The organism is Bradyrhizobium diazoefficiens USDA 110 (assembly GCF_000011365.1).
In the GTDB taxonomy this organism is placed as follows: domain Bacteria; phylum Pseudomonadota; class Alphaproteobacteria; order Rhizobiales; family Xanthobacteraceae; genus Bradyrhizobium; species Bradyrhizobium diazoefficiens.
This window is the reverse complement of sequence record NC_004463.1, coordinates 5,938,205-5,956,100: the sequence shown is the minus strand read 5'-3', so window position 1 is coordinate 5,956,100 and position 17,896 is coordinate 5,938,205. Positions and strand designations below refer to the sequence as shown.

The window sequence follows — 17,896 nt, the reverse complement described above, 5'->3', positions numbered from 1 at the left end:
GACAATCGTTGTGACGGGCGGGCGTGCCTATGCGCCCCGCGCGTCGTTTTGCGTTTTGAAGGTCTGAAGAACAGATTCAGGACATGACGGCCTGAAACTGGATTTTTGGTCCCCAAAACGGGTTCGAAAAATTCAACCCGGGGAGCGGCGGCAGCTGCGTCCTGGACGGCGCGCCCAGAGCGGGCGACGAAATGAGAGGCCACGATGGCGCAGCAGACATTCACCGGTCGCAAACGCGTTCGCAAGTTCTTCGGACACATCAAGGAAGTCGCCGAGATGCCGAACCTCATCGAGGTTCAAAAGGCGTCCTATGATCAGTTCCTGATGGTCGACGAACCCCAGGGCGGGCGTCTCGACGAGGGTCTGCAGGCGGTGTTCCGCTCGGTGTTTCCGATCTCCGACTTCTCGGGCACCTCGATGCTGGAATTCGTCCGCTACGAGTTCGAGCAGCCGAAGTATGACGTCGACGAGTGCCGCCAGCGCGGCATGACCTTCGCGGCGCCCCTCAAGGTGACGCTGCGCCTCATCGTGTTCGATATCGACGAGGAAACCGGCGCCAAGTCGGTGAAGGACATCAAGGAGCAGGACGTCTACATGGGCGACATCCCGCTCATGACGATGAACGGCACCTTCATCGTCAACGGCACCGAGCGCGTCATCGTCTCGCAGATGCACCGTTCGCCCGGCGTGTTCTTCGACCACGACAAGGGCAAGACCCATTCGTCGGGCAAGCTGCTGTTCGCCGCCCGCGTGATCCCGTATCGCGGCTCCTGGCTCGACATCGAGTTCGACGCCAAGGACATCGTCTATGCGCGTATCGACCGTCGCCGCAAGATTCCGGTGACGTCGCTGATGTTCGCGCTCGGCCTTGACGGCGAGGCGATCCTGTCCACGTTCTACAAGAAGATCCTCTACAAGCGGACCAAGGAAGGCTGGCGCGTTCCGTTCGACGCCAACCGTTTCCGCGGCTACTCGACCATCAACGACCTGATCGACGCCGACACCGGCAAGGTCGTGCTCGAGGCCGGCAAGAAGCTCACCGTCCGTGCCGCCCGCCAGCTCCAGGAGAAGGGGCTGAAGGCGCTGCGCCTGTCGGATGAGGAGCTCGTCGGCAACTACCTCGCCGAGGATCTCGTCAATCCGAAGACCGGGGAGATCCACGCCGAGGCCGGCGAGGAGATCACCGACAAGAACATGAAGGCCCTCAACGAGCAGGGCTACAAGGAACTGCCGCTGCTCGACATCGACCACGTCAATGTCGGCGCCTACATCCGCAACACGCTCTCGGCCGACAAGAACATGACGCGCGAGGACGCGCTGTTCGACATCTACCGCGTGATGCGTCCGGGCGAGCCGCCGACGCTGGATTCGGCGCAGGCCATGTTCCAGTCGCTGTTCTTCGACGCCGAACGCTATGACCTCTCCGCGGTCGGCCGCGTCAAGATGAACATGCGCCTCGACCTCGATGCGCCGGACACCCAGCGCACGCTGCGCAAGGAAGACATCCTCTCCGTCATCAAGACGCTGGTGGACCTTCGCGACGGCAAGGGCGAGATCGACGACATCGACCATCTCGGCAACCGCCGTGTGCGTTCGGTCGGCGAGCTCATGGAGAACCAGTACCGCATCGGCCTGCTGCGTATGGAGCGCGCGATCAAGGAGCGCATGTCCTCGGTCGACATCGACACGGTCATGCCGCAGGACCTGATCAACGCGAAGCCCGCGGCTGCCGCGGTGCGCGAGTTCTTCGGCTCCTCGCAGCTTTCGCAGTTCATGGACCAGACCAACCCGCTGTCGGAGATCACCCACAAGCGTCGCCTGTCGGCGCTTGGACCGGGCGGTCTGACCCGCGAGCGCGCCGGCTTCGAGGTGCGCGACGTGCATCCGACGCATTACGGCCGCATCTGCCCGATCGAGACGCCGGAAGGTCCGAACATCGGCCTGATCAACTCGCTCGCGACCTTCGCGCGCGTGAACAAGTACGGCTTCGTCGAGACGCCGTACCGCAAGGTCAAGGACGGCCGCGTCACCGACGAGGTCGTGTACCTCTCGGCGATGGAGGAGGGCCGCTACACGGTCGCGCAGGCCAACGTGCCGCTCGACCCGAAGGGCCGCTTCACCGAAGACCTCGTGGTCTGCCGTCACGCCGGCGAAGTCTTGCCGGTGACGCCGGACAAGGTCGACTACATGGACGTGTCGCCGAAGCAGCTCGTTTCGGTCGCTGCGGCGTTGATCCCGTTCCTCGAGAACGACGACGCCAACCGCGCGCTGATGGGCTCGAACATGCAGCGCCAGGCGGTGCCGCTGGTTCGCGCCGAGGCGCCGTTCGTCGGCACCGGCATGGAAGGCGTCGTTGCCCGTGACTCGGGCGCCGCGATCGCGGCGCGCCGCTCGGGCGTGATCGACCAGATCGACGCCACCCGCGTCGTGATCCGCGCCACCGAAGATCTCGATCCGACCAAGTCGGGCGTCGATATCTACCGGCTGATGAAGTACCAGCGCTCCAACCAGTCGACCTGCATCAACCAGCGTCCGCTGGTGAAGGTCGGCGACATCGTCAAGAAGGGCGACATCATCGCGGACGGTCCGTCGACCGATCTCGGCGAGCTCGCGCTCGGCCGGAACGTGCTGGTCGCGTTCATGCCGTGGAACGGCTACAACTTCGAAGACTCGATCCTGCTCTCCGAGCGGATCGTGAAGGAAGACGTCTTCACCTCGATCCACATCGAGGAGTTCGAGGTGATGGCCCGCGACACCAAGCTCGGGCCTGAGGAAATCACCCGCGACATTCCGAACGTCTCGGAAGAAGCGCTCAAGAACCTCGACGAAGCCGGTATCGTCTACATCGGCGCGGAAGTGCGCGCCGGCGACATCCTGGTCGGCAAGATCACGCCGAAGGGCGAAAGCCCTATGACGCCGGAAGAGAAGCTCCTGCGCGCCATCTTCGGCGAGAAGGCCTCCGACGTTCGCGACACCTCGCTGCGCGTTCCTCCGGGCGTGCAGGGCACGATCGTGGAAGTGCGCGTGTTCAACCGTCACGGCGTCGACAAGGACGAGCGTGCGCTGGCGATCGAGCGGGAAGAGATCGAGCGTCTGGCCAAGGACCGCGACGACGAGCAGGCGATCCTGGACCGCAACGTCTACAACCGTCTTGCCGAGCTCCTCGAGGGGCGGCAGGGCATTGCGGGTCCGAAGGGCTTCAAGAAGGACACCAAGATCACCCGCGCGGTGCTCGAGGAGTACCCGAAGTCGCAGTGGTGGCTGTTCGCGTCGCCCAACGACAAGCTGATGGCCGAGATCGAGGCCATGCGGAAGCAGTACGACGAGTCGAAGAAGGGGCTCGAGCAGCGCTTCCTCGACAAGGTCGAGAAGCTCCAGCGCGGTGACGAATTGCCGCCCGGCGTGATGAAGATGGTCAAGGTCTTCGTCGCCGTGAAGCGCAAGATCCAGCCCGGCGACAAGATGGCCGGCCGCCACGGCAACAAGGGCGTGGTGTCGAAGATCGTGCCGATCGAGGACATGCCGTTCCTCGAAGACGGCACGCATGCCGACATCGTGCTCAATCCGCTCGGCGTGCCCTCGCGCATGAACGTCGGACAGATCCTCGAGACCCATCTCGGTTGGGCTTGCGCCGGCCTCGGCAAGCGCATCGGCCAGACGGTCGATGCCTACCTGTCGAAGCAGGACATCAAGCCACTGAAGGAAACCTTGAAGAAGGTCTACGGCGAGGACGAGACGATCAAGTCGCTCAACGACAACGAACTGATCGAGCTCGGCCACAATCTGAGCCGCGGCGTGCCGATCGCGACGCCGGTGTTCGACGGTGCCAAGGAAGCCGACATCGAGGAGATGCTGAAGCTTGCCGGTCTCGACGCTTCGGGTCAGTCGACCGTCTATGACGGCCGCACCGGCGATCCGTTCGATCGCAAGGTGACGGTGGGCTACATCTACATGCTCAAGCTGCACCATCTGGTCGACGACAAGATCCATGCGCGTTCGATCGGTCCGTACTCGCTCGTTACCCAGCAGCCGCTGGGCGGCAAGGCGCAGTTCGGCGGCCAGCGCTTCGGCGAAATGGAGGTGTGGGCGCTCGAGGCTTACGGCGCGGCGTACACGCTCCAGGAGATGCTGACGGTGAAGTCGGACGACGTCGCCGGCCGCACCAAGGTGTACGAGGCGATCGTGCGCGGCGATGACACGTTCGAGGCCGGTATTCCGGAATCGTTCAACGTGCTGGTCAAGGAAATGCGCTCGCTCGGCCTCAACGTCGACCTGCACAACTCCAAGATGGGACCCGCGCCGACGTCGGAAGCGGCCGAGTAATTCGACCTTTCATGCCCGGCCTTTAGCGGCCGGGCATCGGCGCCCCTTCCCAATGCCTTGAGGGCAGGGCGCCCCGCTTGAGTGATTTTCGAATTTGCGGCCGGAGGCGACCGGCACGCGAGGAGAAGACGATGAACCAAGAAATTATGAATCTCTTCAATCCGACGACTCCGGCTCAGGTCTTCGACCAGATCCGGATCTCGATCGCGTCTCCAGAGAAGATTCTGTCCTGGTCCTACGGCGAGATCAAGAAGCCGGAGACCATCAACTACCGTACCTTCAAGCCCGAGCGCGACGGCCTGTTCTGCGCCCGCATCTTCGGGCCGATCAAGGACTACGAGTGCTTGTGCGGCAAGTACAAGCGCATGAAGTACAAGGGCATCATCTGCGAGAAGTGCTCGGTCGAGGTCACGCTGTCGCGCGTGCGGCGCGAGCGCATGGGCCATATCGAGCTCGCAGCCCCGGTCGCCCACATCTGGTTCCTGAAGTCGCTGCCCTCGCGCATCGGCCTCCTGCTCGACATGACGCTGAAGGATCTCGAGCGGATCCTCTACTTCGAATACTACGTCGTGCTGGAGCCGGGCCTCACCGCGCTGAAGGACCGTCAGCTGCTGTCGGAAGACGAGTATCTGAAGGCGCAGGACGAGTACGGCCAGGATTCCTTCACCGCCATGATCGGCGCCGAAGCGATCCGCGAGCTGCTCAAGGGCATGGACCTCGAGAAGCTCGAGGCCTCCTTGCGCGTCGAGATGCAGGAGACCGACTCCGACATCAAGCACAAGAAGCTCGCCAAGCGCCTGAAGATCGTTGAAGCGTTCCGCCACTCCGGCAACAAGCCGGAATGGATGATCATGACCGTGGTTCCGGTGATCCCGCCGGACCTGCGTCCGCTGGTGCCGCTGGACGGCGGCCGCTTCGCGACCTCGGACCTCAACGACCTCTACCGCCGCGTCATCAACCGCAACAACCGCTTGAAGCGGCTGATGGAACTGCGCGCGCCCGACATCATCATCCGCAACGAGAAGCGCATGCTTCAGGAAGCGGTCGATGCTCTGTTCGACAACGGCCGCCGCGGCCGCGTCATCACGGGCGCCAACAAGCGCCCGCTGAAGTCGCTCGCCGACATGCTCAAGGGCAAGCAGGGCCGTTTCCGCCAGAACCTGCTCGGCAAGCGCGTCGACTATTCGGGCCGTTCGGTGATCGTGGTCGGTCCCGAGCTGCGCCTGCATCAGTGCGGCCTGCCGAAGAAGATGGCGCTCGAGCTGTTCAAGCCGTTCATCTATTCGCGGCTTGACGCCAAGGGCCTGTCCACCACCGTGAAGCAGGCCAAGAAGCTGGTCGAGAAGGAGCGGCCCGAGGTCTGGGACATCCTGGACGAGGTGATCCGCGAGCATCCGGTGCTGCTCAACCGCGCGCCGACGCTGCATCGTCTCGGCATTCAGGCGTTCGAGCCCGTGCTGATCGAGGGCAAGGCGATCCAGCTGCATCCGCTGGTCTGCGCCGCGTTCAACGCCGACTTCGACGGCGACCAGATGGCCGTGCACGTTCCGCTGTCGCTCGAAGCGCAGCTGGAAGCGCGCGTCCTGATGATGTCGACCAACAACATCCTGCATCCCGCGAACGGCCAGCCGATCATCGTGCCGTCGCAGGACATCGTGCTCGGTCTCTACTACGTCTCGATCATGCGCGAAGGCCTGCCCGGCGAGGGCAAGATCTTCGGCGACATGGCCGAGCTCGAGCACGCGCTGCACGCGAAGGTCATCCACCTCCACACCAAGATCAAGTACCGGTGGCAGGGCATGGACGAGACCGGCAAGGTCTCGACGCGCTGGATCGAGACCACCGCGGGCCGCGTCATGCTCGGCAACCTGCTGCCGAAGAACCCGCGGATTTCGTACGAGATCATCAACAAGCTGATGACCAAGCGCGAGATCTCGGGCGTGATCGACCAAGTCTATCGTCACTGCGGCCAAAAGGAGACGGTGATCTTCTGCGACCGCATCATGGCGCTCGGCTTCTACAACGCGTTCAAGGCCGGCATCTCGTTCGGCAAGGACGACATGGTCGTGCCGCACGGCAAGTGGAAGATCGTCGACACCACCCGTACGCTGGCGAAGGACTTCGAGCAGCAGTACAACGACGGCCTGATCACCCATGGCGAGAAGTACAACAAGGTCGTCGACGCCTGGTCGAAGGCCACGGAAGAAATCGCCAAGGCGATGATGAAGGAGATCTCCGCCACCAAGAAGACGGCGAGCGGAGCCGATGCCGACATCAACTCGATCTACATGATGGCTCACTCCGGTGCCCGCGGTTCGCCGGCCCAGATGCGCCAGCTCGCCGGCATGCGCGGCCTGATGGCCAAGCCGTCGGGTGAGATCATCGAGACGCCGATCATCTCGAACTTCAAGGAAGGCCTCTCGGTGCTCGAGTACTTCAACTCGACCCACGGCGCCCGCAAGGGCCTCGCGGACACCGCGTTGAAGACCGCGAACTCGGGCTACCTGACCCGTCGTCTCGTCGACGTCGCGCAGGACTGCATCATCACGCAGGACGACTGCGGCACCAAGCTCGGCATCAAGATGCGCGCCATCGTCGATGCCGGCACCGTGGTCGCTTCGCTCGGCTCGCGCATCCTCGGACGCACGGCCTGCGAAGACGTGCGTGACAGCTCGGGCAAGGTGATTATCAAGCGCGGTACGCTGATGGAAGAGAGCCACCTCGATGCCATCCACCAGGGTGGCGTCCAGGAGGTGAAGATCCGCTCGGCACTGACCTGCGAACTCGTCAACGGCATCTGCGGCAAGTGCTACGGCCGCGACCTCGCCCGCGGCACGCCGGTCAACCACGGCGAAGCGGTCGGCGTCATCGCGGCGCAGTCGATCGGCGAGCCGGGCACCCAGCTCACCATGCGCACCTTCCACATCGGTGGTGCGGCGCAGCTCAACGAGCAGTCGTTCGTCGAATCCAACTTCGACGGCAAGATCGTGATCCGGAACAAGGCCATCGCCCGCAACAGCGAAGGCCACCTGATCGCGATGGTGCGCAACATGGTGGTGGCGATCGTCGATGCCGACGGCACCGAGCGTGCGACGCACCGTATCCAGTACGGCTCGCGCCTGCACGTCGACGAGGGCGACACGGTCAAGCGTGGCCAGCGCATCGTCGAGTGGGATCCCTACACCCGTCCGCTGCTCACCGAAGTCGAAGGTACCATCGGCTTCGAGGATCTGGTCGAGGGGCAGTCGATCTCGGAAACGCTCGACGAAGCCACCGGCATCGCCAAGCGCGTGGTCATCGACTGGCGCTCGACCCGCGGCGGCTCGGACCTGCGTCCGGCCATCGTGGTCAAGGGCAAGGACGGCAAGGTGCTCAAGCTCGCCCGTGGCGGCGATGCCCGCTACATGCTGTCGGTCGACGCCATTCTCTCGGTCGACATCGGAGCCAAGGTTGCGCCGGGCGACATCCTCGCCCGTGTCTCGACCGAAAGCGCCAAGACGCGTGACATCACCGGCGGTCTGCCGCGGGTGGCGGAACTGTTCGAGGCACGGCGTCCGAAGGATGCGGCGATCATCGCCGAAATCGCGGGCACCATCCGGTTCGGGCGCGACTACAAGAACAAGCGTCGCATCTCGATCGAGCCGATGGACAAGACCGACGAACCGCGCGAGTACCTGATCCCGAAGGGCAAGCACATCCACCTTCAGGACGGCGACGTCGTCGAAAAGGGCGACTTCATCGTGGAAGGCAACCCGGCGCCGCACGACATCCTGGCGGTCAAGGGCATCGAGGAACTCGCGGCCTATCTGGTCAACGAGATCCAGGAGGTCTACCGGCTCCAGGGCGTGCTCATCAACGACAAGCACATCGAGGTGATTGTCCGTCAGATGCTCCAGAAGGTGGAAGTCACCGACCAGGGCGACACGGACATGATCTCCGGCGAGCAGGTCGACAAGATCGAGTTCGACGCGCTCAACGAGAAGGCCAAGGAAGAGGGCAAGAAGATCGCCACGGGTACGCCGGTTTTGCTCGGCATCACCAAGGCGAGCCTCCAGACCCGCTCCTTCTTCTCGGCGGCCTCGTTCCAGGAGACCACCCGCGTCCTCACGGAAGCGGCGGTCAACGGCAAGGTCGATCCGCTCGAAGGCCTCAAGGAGAACGTCATCGTCGGCCGGTTGATCCCGGCGGGCACCGGCGCCTCCATGGCCAAGATCCGCGAAGTCGCGATGAAGCGCGACAAGCTGATCCTGGACGAGCGCGAGAAGCAGGCGGCCGTCGTGTCGCCGGCGCCGGAAGCGGAGCTTCCTGCGCTGCCGCCTGCGGAATGATCGTTCATCCGTAGGAATACCGAGGACAATGAAAAGGCCGGCGCAAGCCGGCCTTTTTGCTGCTTTGTTTCCCTGTTGCGGTGCAGGATCAACCTTTGTTCATCTTTCCTTCAGGCGTAAAAGCGCTTCTGCTAGGGGAGTTTAGACCGGTGGTCCCGTGACGGGGGCAGGGCCGGAGACCACGGAACTCACATGCTTGATCTCGCAATCGTAGGCGGCGGCCCCGGCGGGCTGATGAGCGCCTGGTATCTGAAGCGTAAGCTCGGCGACCTCTGCCGCGTCACCATCTACGAGGCGTCCGATCGGCTCGGCGGCAAGATCGTCACCCGCAAATTCGATTCGGCGCCGGCGATGTACGAGGCCGGCGTTGCCGAGATCTACGACTACTCGATGACCGGTCCGGATCCGCTGCGCGAGCTGATCCAGCATTTCGGGCTTCAGACCATTCCGATGGATGCCGAGCAGGTGCAGTTCGGCGGCGAGCTGCTGAACGACGTGCCGGGCATGCGCCGCAAATATGGCGCCAAGACCGCGGCCGCGATCGAGGCGTTCCGCAAGCGCTGCACCGAGGCGATGTCGCCGATCGAATATTACGAGGGCGTCGGCGCGCACGACAACGAGAATCCCTGGGCCTACAAGACCGCCGAGCAGGTGCTCGACGAGGAGGTCGAGGACGAGACCGCAAAGCGCTTCTTCAAGGTGATGGCGCGCTCCGACATCGCGACCGAGAGCCACAACACCAATGGCCTCAACGCGCTCAAGAACTACCTGATGGATGTCGACGGCTATATCGGCCTCTATTCGATCCAGAACGGCAACGAGCAGTTGATCGAGTGCCTGCAGTCGGAGGTCAATGCCGACATCCAGCTCAATCACCGCGTGCTCGCCGTCGGCAAGGCGCCGACCGGCCGCTACCAGCTCAAGATGATGAACGGCAAGGGGCCGGAGACGCGCGATTTCGATCTCGTGCTGGTCTGCCTGCCGCATTCCTGGCTCGCGACCATGGGCTGGGAAGGCGAGCAGCTCCGCAAGTCGATGGTCAAGCACGTCTCGTATTTCGACCGTCCGGCGCATTATCTGCGCGTCTCGATCCTGTTCGACACGCCGTTCTGGGGCGACAAGATTGCCGGCGCCTGGTTCATGTCGGAGGCCTTCGGCGGTTGCTGCGTCTACAATGAGGGCGCGCGCCACGACGTCGGCAAGCACGGCGTGTTGAACTGGCTCATTCCCGGCTCCGACGCGCTGGCCTTCGCCAACCTGTCGGACCAGGAGTTGATCGACGCCGCGCTGAAATCGCTGCCGGCCTCGCTCGGCGATGCGCGCGCGCATTTCATGGAAGGCAAGATCCACCGCTGGCTGTCGTCGGTGAACGCGATTCCCGGCGGCCTGCCGGTGCGCGACGTCATGACCAACCACCGGCCCGAGCCGAAGGAGCATCCCGGCATCGTCGTGGTCGGCGACTATCTGTTCGACTCGACGCTGAACGGCTTGCTCGACTCCTCGGACGCGGCGACCGACATTATCCTCACCGAGATGATGCGCCTGCGCCGCGAGCGCGCGCAGGACGACAAGCCGCTCTCCGACAGGATCGATCGCGACTATTTCGAGAACTATCGCGGCCTCGGCCCCTATAGCGAGGCATGGCGCCATTTCACCGATCCCGATTACCTCACCAAGCTGATCGGTATCGTCTGGGGCAAGGCCAAGGGCGCGAAGCTGCTGATCGCGGGCTCGGCCAGTGGCGAGCTGGTCGGCGCGCTGCGCGAGCGAGGCATCGATGCCTTCGGCATCGAGAACAACCGCGCCATCCACGCCAAAACGCCGAAGGCGCTGAAGAAATACAACAAGCTCGGCTCGATCACCGACATGCCGTTCAAGGACGGCGCCTTCGACTTCGTGTTCGAGACCAGTCTTTGCCACGTTTCCCCGAAGCAGGTGGTCCGCGCGATCCGCGAGCTCAACCGCGTCGTCAAGACCGGCCTCGTGTTCGGCTCGATCACCTCGGACATGGCCTCGGCCGTGATCGACCGCTACGACCTCCTGCGCGGGGTCAAGAAGCTCGGCACCTGGTGGGAATGGTCCGAACTGTTCTTCGGCAATGGGTTCGATCTGTCGATGCACCGCAGGGACTGCACCGATGCGCTCTGGGAGGCGACGCTCGCCGCCAACAAGGGGCCGGGCCAGTGGTACGCCGACGCCGACAGTCTGCGCTACTCCTTCTTCGACAAGGTCGAAAACGAGGACGACGACTAGCCGCAACGATCGGACCGGATTCGCCAATTGCTTTGCCGAATTCATTCTGATCGCATAGAATCAGTGCAATAGCGGTTGCCGCTATTTCCTGCTTTCTCTGCGGTCATGCCGGCCGTCAGCATCCGTTGGTTTCATGGCGTCCAAGCCTCCTTCTCCCGACAAACAGAAGCCCCCCGTGGAAGAGGCGGCCGAGCTCGACAAGCTTGCCCCCACCGCCAAGCCGGACCTCGAAGACGACGAGGACGACGAAGGCGAGGAGGATGACGAGCTGGAGCTCGATGACGACGACGAGGACGAGGACCTCGTCGTCTTTACCGCGCGCGAGGCCGCCGGCGCGCTCGCCACCATCCTGGGTTTCGTCAAGCCCTATCTGGCCAACTACAAGCGGATGCTGTCGTTCGTGGCGTTCGGCGTCGTCGTCGAGACGCTGTTCAACGTCATCATGCCGCTCAGCCTGAAGTTCTTGATCGACGACGCGCTCGGCGAGGAGGATTTCCAGGCGCTGTACAAGATCCTCGGCGTGCTCGCGGCCGCCGGCATCTTCACCTCGATCGTGGCGGTCTGGTATGAGCGCTGGGATGCGCGGCTCGCGGCCTGCATCATCTCCGACGTCCGCAAGCACCTGTTCGAGCACGTCCAGGACCTGCCGGCGGCCTATTTCGGCCGCACCAAGCGCGGCGAGATCCTGTCGCGCTTTTCCGTCGACCTCGCGGCCTTCGAGGGCTCGGTCAAGACCTTCGCCAACAGCGCGGCGCTGCCGTTCCTGGAGTTGTTCGCCGGCATCATCCTGATGGTGTTCCTGAACTGGCAGCTCGCGGTGGTCGCGCTCTTGGTCTTTCCGATCACGCTGATCGGGCCGCGCATGCTCACGCCGAAGGCGGTGCAGGCCAATTACGAGCAGAAGCTCAATGAATCCGCGCTGCTCGGCATGGTGCAGGAGAACGTGGCGGCGCAGGCCGTGATCAAGGCGTTCAGCCTACAACGCCGGATGTTCGGCTTCTTCACCTTCCGCAACGACGAAACCCGCAACAGGATCGCCTCAGCCGCGTTCCTGTCGACCATGGTGGAGCGGACGGTCACCATCTCGGTGCTGCTCCTGCATCTCGTTGTGCTGGCAATCGGTGCGTATCTGGCGACCAAGGGCCAGATCACCATCGGCACCTTCGTCACCTTCGAGAGCGCGTTCTGGGAGGTCTCCTACAACATCGCCCATGTGATGCATTTCATCCCGGTGTCGATCTCCTCGGCCGCCGCGATCCGGCACATCCAGGAGCTGCTCGACGAGCCGACGCGCGGGGCCGATCGTGCCGGCGCGCCCGATCTGCCGCGCATTACCCACGACATCACCTTCGACCGCGTCACCTTCCAGTACGAAGGCAGCCAGACGCCGGTGCTGGACAATCTCAGCCTCAAGCTCAATGTCGGCAAGAGCATCGCCATCGTCGGCCCCTCGGGCTCCGGCAAGAGCACGCTGCTCAACCTGATCCTGCGGCTCTACGTGCCCGACGAGGGGCGCGTCACCATCGACGGCGTCGACGTCCGCAAGGTGACGCTGGATTCGCTGCGCCGGAGCATGGCGGTGGTGTTCCAGGAGAACATGCTGTTCAACATGTCGATCCGCGAGAACATCCGGCTCGGCAAGGAGGGCGCGACCGACGCGGAGGTGGAGGAGGCGGCCAAGAAGGCCGAGATCCATCGCTACATCATGAGCCTGCCGCAACGCTACGACACGCCGGTCGGCGAGCGCGGCGATACTCTGTCGGGCGGCCAGCGCCAGCGCATCGCGATCGCGCGCGCGATCATCCGCAACCCGTCCGTGCTGCTGCTGGACGAAGCCACCTCGGCGCTCGACCAGACCACGGAGGCCGCGATCAACCGCACGTTGCTCAAGGTCGCCAAGGGCCGCACCATGATCTGGTCGACCCACCGCCTGACCTCGGTGGTCGAGATGGACGAGATCATCGTGATTTCAGGGGGCAGGGCGATCGAGCGCGGGTCGCATGCCGAACTGCTCGCCAGGAACGGTACCTATCGCAAGCTGTGGAACGACCAGATCCACCAGCCGCATGGCGCTGTGGCTCAGGCCGACGACGACAGCGACGATGACGAGGATGAAGACGACCTCGAGGATGATGAGGACGAGGACGACGAGGAGGAGTGACCGAGGAAGTTCGGCTCCAGATGGAACGCTCCTCCAAGCGGCCGCAGCAGCCCTTGAGCCGACCAGGCGATGAAGCGCGCCCAGCGCTGCGCCGTCCAGTAAGGGCTCGTCGCGATCGAGACTGAGCGGAAGTCGAACGCCTTCGCCGCCGACCATTGATCGCAAGCTTGCTTGACCGGATCGGCGTAGAAGCCGGCGATCTTGGCCGCACTCATCCCGTCGGCGGAAAGCCACTGCGGGATGTAGACGTTGCAGAGCCGCTCGACATCGGTGAAGACCTTGTCGCAGCCGGTGCCGGCGACGGGGCACGAGGTCGCGAAGGCATCCCCGACCAGCACGATTCCGGGCTGGCCGCGAGGGTCGTTCACGTACAAATCGACCGGGCGGACCTTCAGCTCACCGGGGATGTCGAAGGCGCCGGTGATGCGCTTGAGCCGGGGCAGGGTGGTGTCCAGCGTCTCAGCTGGTGCACGGCGCAGCTCGTGCAGCCAGGGATCGTCGAAGCTTCGGTAGACGAACAGATTGGCGCGCATCCGCGTGCCGACCGGAAACAGCGAGATGTAGGGGGTGCGGTCGCTCGGCCGCTCCGAGAAATAGGTCAGCGCCGGAAAATCGAACGAGGCCCGGCCGGCCGGCATCACGTCGAACCCGATCGAGATCGAATGGCAGGCGCTGACGACCTTGCGGGCGATGCCGAGCTGGTGGCGCAGGCCGACGTTCAGGCCGTTGGCGAGCACGACCAGACGGGCCGAGATCGTCTCGTCGTTGGCGAGCGTGATCTTCTGCCGCTCCGGACTGGTCTCGACCGCCAGGGCCTTGGCGCAGACGCGCTCGACGGTGGCAGGGATTTCGTCGCGGACGGCGTTGACCAGCGAATCGTAGAGGATGTTGAACTGCCGGCTCGGCGCCTTGTCGAGCAGGCGGCCGAATCGGGCGATCCAGTTCTCGCCGGCAAAGGTCGCGCGGCGCAGCACTGATTCTGCGATTCCGGTCTTCAGGAATCGCTCGATCTGCTCGTGGCCGCTGAGTTTTTCGACTCGAAAGTCCGCCGGATAGCTCTCATGCGGATCGATCAGCACCGTCGAAATGCCGGCGCGGCCGAGCATTGCGGCGGCGGTTGAGCCGGACAATCCCCCGCCGATAATGGCAATGTCGGTGTACCGCATGGCGCCAATCCCCGCCGAAGGCGGCAGTTTGACGCATCAACCGGAAAAAAAGCCTTAGCGCGGGTTATAAAAGTATATTTCACCCGGGCACAAATAGATCTAGGGCTAGCGGAATGGGCTCGTCGTTCCCACATCGTGGAAGCGCGGTGAGGGTGGCAAACGGGCGAATTCCATAGGCGCGAGAAGCGCTTTGTGACTGTCGTTTCGCCTTGACTTGATCGATTCCCACTTATAGAAAGCGCCTCACTTAACGACAGGCGGTGAGCATCGCCAACGTCGGAACGGGCCACCCGTTGATCCCCAAGGATTACATCCACAAGGGGTCGTTGAAGACGGGCACCAACCTCGACGAATGCCGCTCAAACGCTGTCGATCATAGCTAGGCAATGCCAGTGCGATTCTAGTTCTCTTGAGCTTGTTCTCTTGAGATCGAATTCGGATGCATGACCTCAGTGCGCGGGCCACAGCTTTACGCTGATTGACCCGGAAACTGCGGTCCTCTGTGGCGTCGTAACGCTTTCCGCTCGGTGATGGAGCGGTTGGCGCAATTTCGCTTTGTGCGGATTGTTCCGCGGAAGGCGGGCCCATCGAGCGGGTGGCTCGAAACGAATTTGCGGTTCCGGCAACGGGCCGCGGCAAGACAGCGGACCCGGAAGGGGCCGCGGCAGAACAAAGGGTAAGGCCAGGATGCCGACGATCAACCAGCTGATCGCTCAACCGCGGGAAGTGCAGAAGTCGCGCAAGAAGGTGCCGGCGCTGCAGCAGTCGCCTCAGAAGCGTGGTGTTTGCACCCGCGTCTACACCACGACCCCGAAGAAGCCGAACTCGGCGCTTCGTAAGGTTGCCAAGGTGCGCCTGACCAACGGCTTCGAGGTGATCGGCTACATCCCCGGCGAGGGCCATAACCTCCAGGAGCACTCGGTGGTCATGATCCGCGGCGGCCGCGTCAAGGACTTGCCCGGCGTGCGCTACCACATCCTCCGCGGCGTTCTGGATACCCAGGGCGTCAAGAACCGTAAGCAGCGTCGTTCGAAGTACGGCGCCAAGCGTCCGAAGTAAGCGGGAACCACGTCCATGTCTCGTCGCCACTCAGCGGAAAAGCGCGAAGTTCTCCCGGATCCGAAGTTCGGGAACATCGTGATCACGAAGTTCATGAACTCGGTGATGTACGCCGGCAAGAAGTCGGTCGCCGAAGGCATCGTCTACGGTGCGCTCGGCATCATCGAAACCAAGACCAAGCAGAACCCGCTCGGCGTGTTCGAGCAGGCGCTCGAGAACGTCATGCCGACGATCGAGGTTCGTTCTCGCCGCGTCGGCGGCGCGACCTACCAGGTTCCGGTCGAGGTTCGTTCGACCCGCCGGCAGGCCCTGGGCATTCGCTGGCTGATCTCGGCCGCGCGTGAGCGCAACGAGAAGACGATGACCGAGCGGCTCTCGGCGGAGCTCTTGGACGCTTCGAATAACCGGGGGAACGCCGTCAAGAAGCGTGAAGACGTGCACCGGATGGCGGAAGCCAACCGCGCCTTCTCGCACTATCGCTGGTAACGGCGACACACTCGGACTCGCAAGGAACGACCCATGCCCCGCCAACATGCCATCGAGGACTACCGTAATTTCGGTATCATGGCGCATATCGACGCCGGCAAGACCACGACGACCGAGCGCATCCTCTATTACACCGGCAAGAGCCACAAGATCGGCGAAGTGCACGAAGGTGCCGCGACGATGGACTGGATGGAGCAGGAGCAGGAGCGTGGCATCACGATCACCTCGGCTGCGACCACCGCCTTCTGGGCCGGCAAGCGCCTGAACATCATCGACACTCCCGGCCACGTCGACTTCACCATCGAAGTCGAGCGTTCGCTGCGCGTGCTCGACGGCGCCGTCTGCGTGCTGGACTCGAACCAGGGCGTCGAGCCCCAGACCGAGACCGTCTGGCGCCAGGGCGACAAGTACAAGGTTCCGCGCATCGTCTTCGCCAACAAGATGGACAAGACCGGCGCCGATTTCTTCAAGTGTCTTGCCGACATCGTTGACCGCCTCGGCGCCAAGCCGATCGCGATTCAGCTTCCGATCGGTGCCGAGAACAACTTCAAGGGTCTCGTCGACCTCGTGAAGATGAAGGGCATCGTCTGGAACGATGAATCGCTCGGCGCGAAGTTCGACTATGTCGACATTCCGGAAGACCTCGTCGAGCAGGCCAAGGAATATCGCGAGAAGATGGTGGAAGCCGCCGTCGAGCTCGACGACGATGCGCTCGCCGCTTTCCTCGACGGCAACGAGCCGGACGAAGCGACGCTGAAGCGGCTGATCCGCAAGGCGGTGCTGACCGGCGCGTTCTATCCCGTGCTGTGCGGTTCGGCCTTCAAGAACAAGGGCGTGCAGCCGCTGCTCGACGCCGTCGTCGACTACCTGCCGTCGCCGATCGACGTGCCCGCGATCAAGGGCACCGACGACCGCGGCAACGAGGTCGTGCGCAAGGCCGACGACAAGGAGCCGCTCGCGCTGCTCGCGTTCAAGATCATGGACGACCCGTTCGTCGGCACCATCACCTTCTGCCGCATTTACTCCGGCGTTCTCCAGAGCGGCACCGGCGTCGTGAACTCGACCCGCGAGAAGAAGGAGCGCATCGGGCGCATGCTGCTGATGCATGCGAACAACCGCGAAGACATCAAGGAAGCCTATGCCGGCGACATCGTCGCCCTGGCCGGCCTGAAGGAAGCGCGCACCGGTGACACGCTGTGCGATCCCGACAAGCAGGTGATCCTGGAGAAGATGGAATTCCCCGAGCCGGTCATCGAGATCGCGATCGAGCCGAAGTCCAAGGCCGACCAGGAGAAGCTGGGCGTGGCGCTAGCCAAGCTCGCCGCGGAGGATCCGTCCTTCCGCGTGTCGACCGACCAGGAGTCCGGCCAGACCATCCTCAAGGGCATGGGCGAACTCCATCTCGACATCAAGGTCGACATCCTCAAGCGCACCTACAAGGTCGACGCCAACATCGGCGCGCCGCAGGTTGCGTTCCGTGAGCGCGTCACCAAGAAGGCCGAGGTCAAGTACACCCACAAGAAGCAGACCGGCGGTACCGGTCAGTTCGCGGAAGTGTCGATCGTGGTCGAGCCGAACGAGCCCGGCAAGGGCTACGAGTTCGAGTCCAAGATCGTCGGCGGTGCGGTTCCGAAGGAATACATCCCCGGCGTCGAAAAGGGCCTCAACAGCGTGATGAGCTCGGGTGTCGTTGCGGGCTTCCCCGTGGTCGACGTCAAGGTTCAGCTCGTTGACGGCAAGTACCACGACGTCGACTCGTCGGCGCTCGCCTTCGAAATCGCATCGCGCGCGGCATTCCGCGAAGCCTTGCAGAAGGGCAAGTCCGTGCTGCTCGAGCCGATCATGAAGGTCGAAGTGGTGACCCCGGAAGACTATACCGGCTCGGTCATCGGCGACCTGAATTCCCGGCGCGGTCAGATCCAGGGTCAAGACATGCGCGGCAACGCCAACGTCATCAACGCGATGGTGCCGCTCATGAACATGTTCGGTTACGTGAATAACCTGCGCTCGATGAGCCAGGGTCGCGCAACCTTCACCATGCAGTTCGATCACTACGCAGAAGCGCCGGCCAACGTGTCGGCAGAAGTCCAAAAGAAGTTTGCCTGATTGTCGTCGGTCTC

General features: G+C 63.4%; 8 protein-coding genes. 7 read left to right on the top strand and 1 reads right to left on the bottom strand.

The genetic code is table 11. The features are described 5' to 3' along the window. Positions 1-204: 204 nt before the first annotated feature. The 4 genes from rpoB to BJA_RS27300 all read left to right on the top strand — a co-directional run bounded on the left by rpoB (position 205) and on the right by BJA_RS27300 (position 13,065). Complete coding sequence (gene rpoB / locus BJA_RS27315; RefSeq protein ID WP_011088159.1) at positions 205-4,323, top strand: DNA-directed RNA polymerase subunit beta; 4,119 nt, start codon at positions 205-207, stop codon at positions 4,321-4,323. A gap of 131 nt (positions 4,324-4,454) precedes the next feature. Further along, positions 4,455-8,651 carry a DNA-directed RNA polymerase subunit beta' gene (gene rpoC, locus BJA_RS27310; RefSeq protein ID WP_011088158.1) on the top strand — a complete coding sequence of 1,399 codons (4,197 nt, stop codon included), beginning with the start codon at positions 4,455-4,457 and terminating at the stop codon, positions 8,649-8,651. 192 nt (positions 8,652-8,843) lie between these two features. Beyond that, positions 8,844-10,904: an FAD-dependent oxidoreductase gene (locus BJA_RS27305; protein ID WP_011088157.1), complete on the top strand. Its 2,061-nt coding sequence runs from the start codon at positions 8,844-8,846 to the stop codon at positions 10,902-10,904. Positions 10,905-11,037: 133 nt separating this feature from the next. Beyond that, positions 11,038-13,065, top strand: a complete 2,028-nt coding sequence (locus BJA_RS27300) for an ABC transporter ATP-binding protein (RefSeq protein WP_011088156.1) — start codon at positions 11,038-11,040, stop codon at positions 13,063-13,065. On the opposite strand, the gene BJA_RS27295 is transcribed toward BJA_RS27300, so the two are convergent. Next, entirely contained in the window at positions 12,984-14,231 is a 1,248-nt protein-coding gene (locus tag BJA_RS27295; RefSeq protein ID WP_011088155.1) for an FAD-dependent oxidoreductase, read from the bottom strand. The genes BJA_RS27300 and BJA_RS27295 overlap by 82 nt on opposite strands. 687 nt (positions 14,232-14,918) lie before the next feature. Here BJA_RS27295 and rpsL point away from each other — a divergent pair. From rpsL to fusA, 3 genes are read left to right on the top strand one after another with little or no spacing between them, the layout of a single operon-like run. Then, positions 14,919-15,290 (top strand): 30S ribosomal protein S12, encoded by a 372-nt coding sequence (gene rpsL / locus BJA_RS27290; protein ID WP_007603006.1) that lies wholly within the window; start codon positions 14,919-14,921, stop codon positions 15,288-15,290. Positions 15,291-15,305: 15 nt separating this feature from the next. Beyond that, entirely contained in the window at positions 15,306-15,776 is a 471-nt protein-coding gene (gene rpsG, locus BJA_RS27285; RefSeq protein WP_011088154.1) for a 30S ribosomal protein S7, read from the top strand. 33 nt (positions 15,777-15,809) lie between these two features. Continuing rightward, positions 15,810-17,882 carry an elongation factor G gene (fusA, locus tag BJA_RS27280; RefSeq protein WP_011088153.1) on the top strand — a complete coding sequence of 691 codons (2,073 nt, stop codon included), beginning with the start codon at positions 15,810-15,812 and terminating at the stop codon, positions 17,880-17,882. Positions 17,883-17,896: the final 14 nt, after the last annotated feature.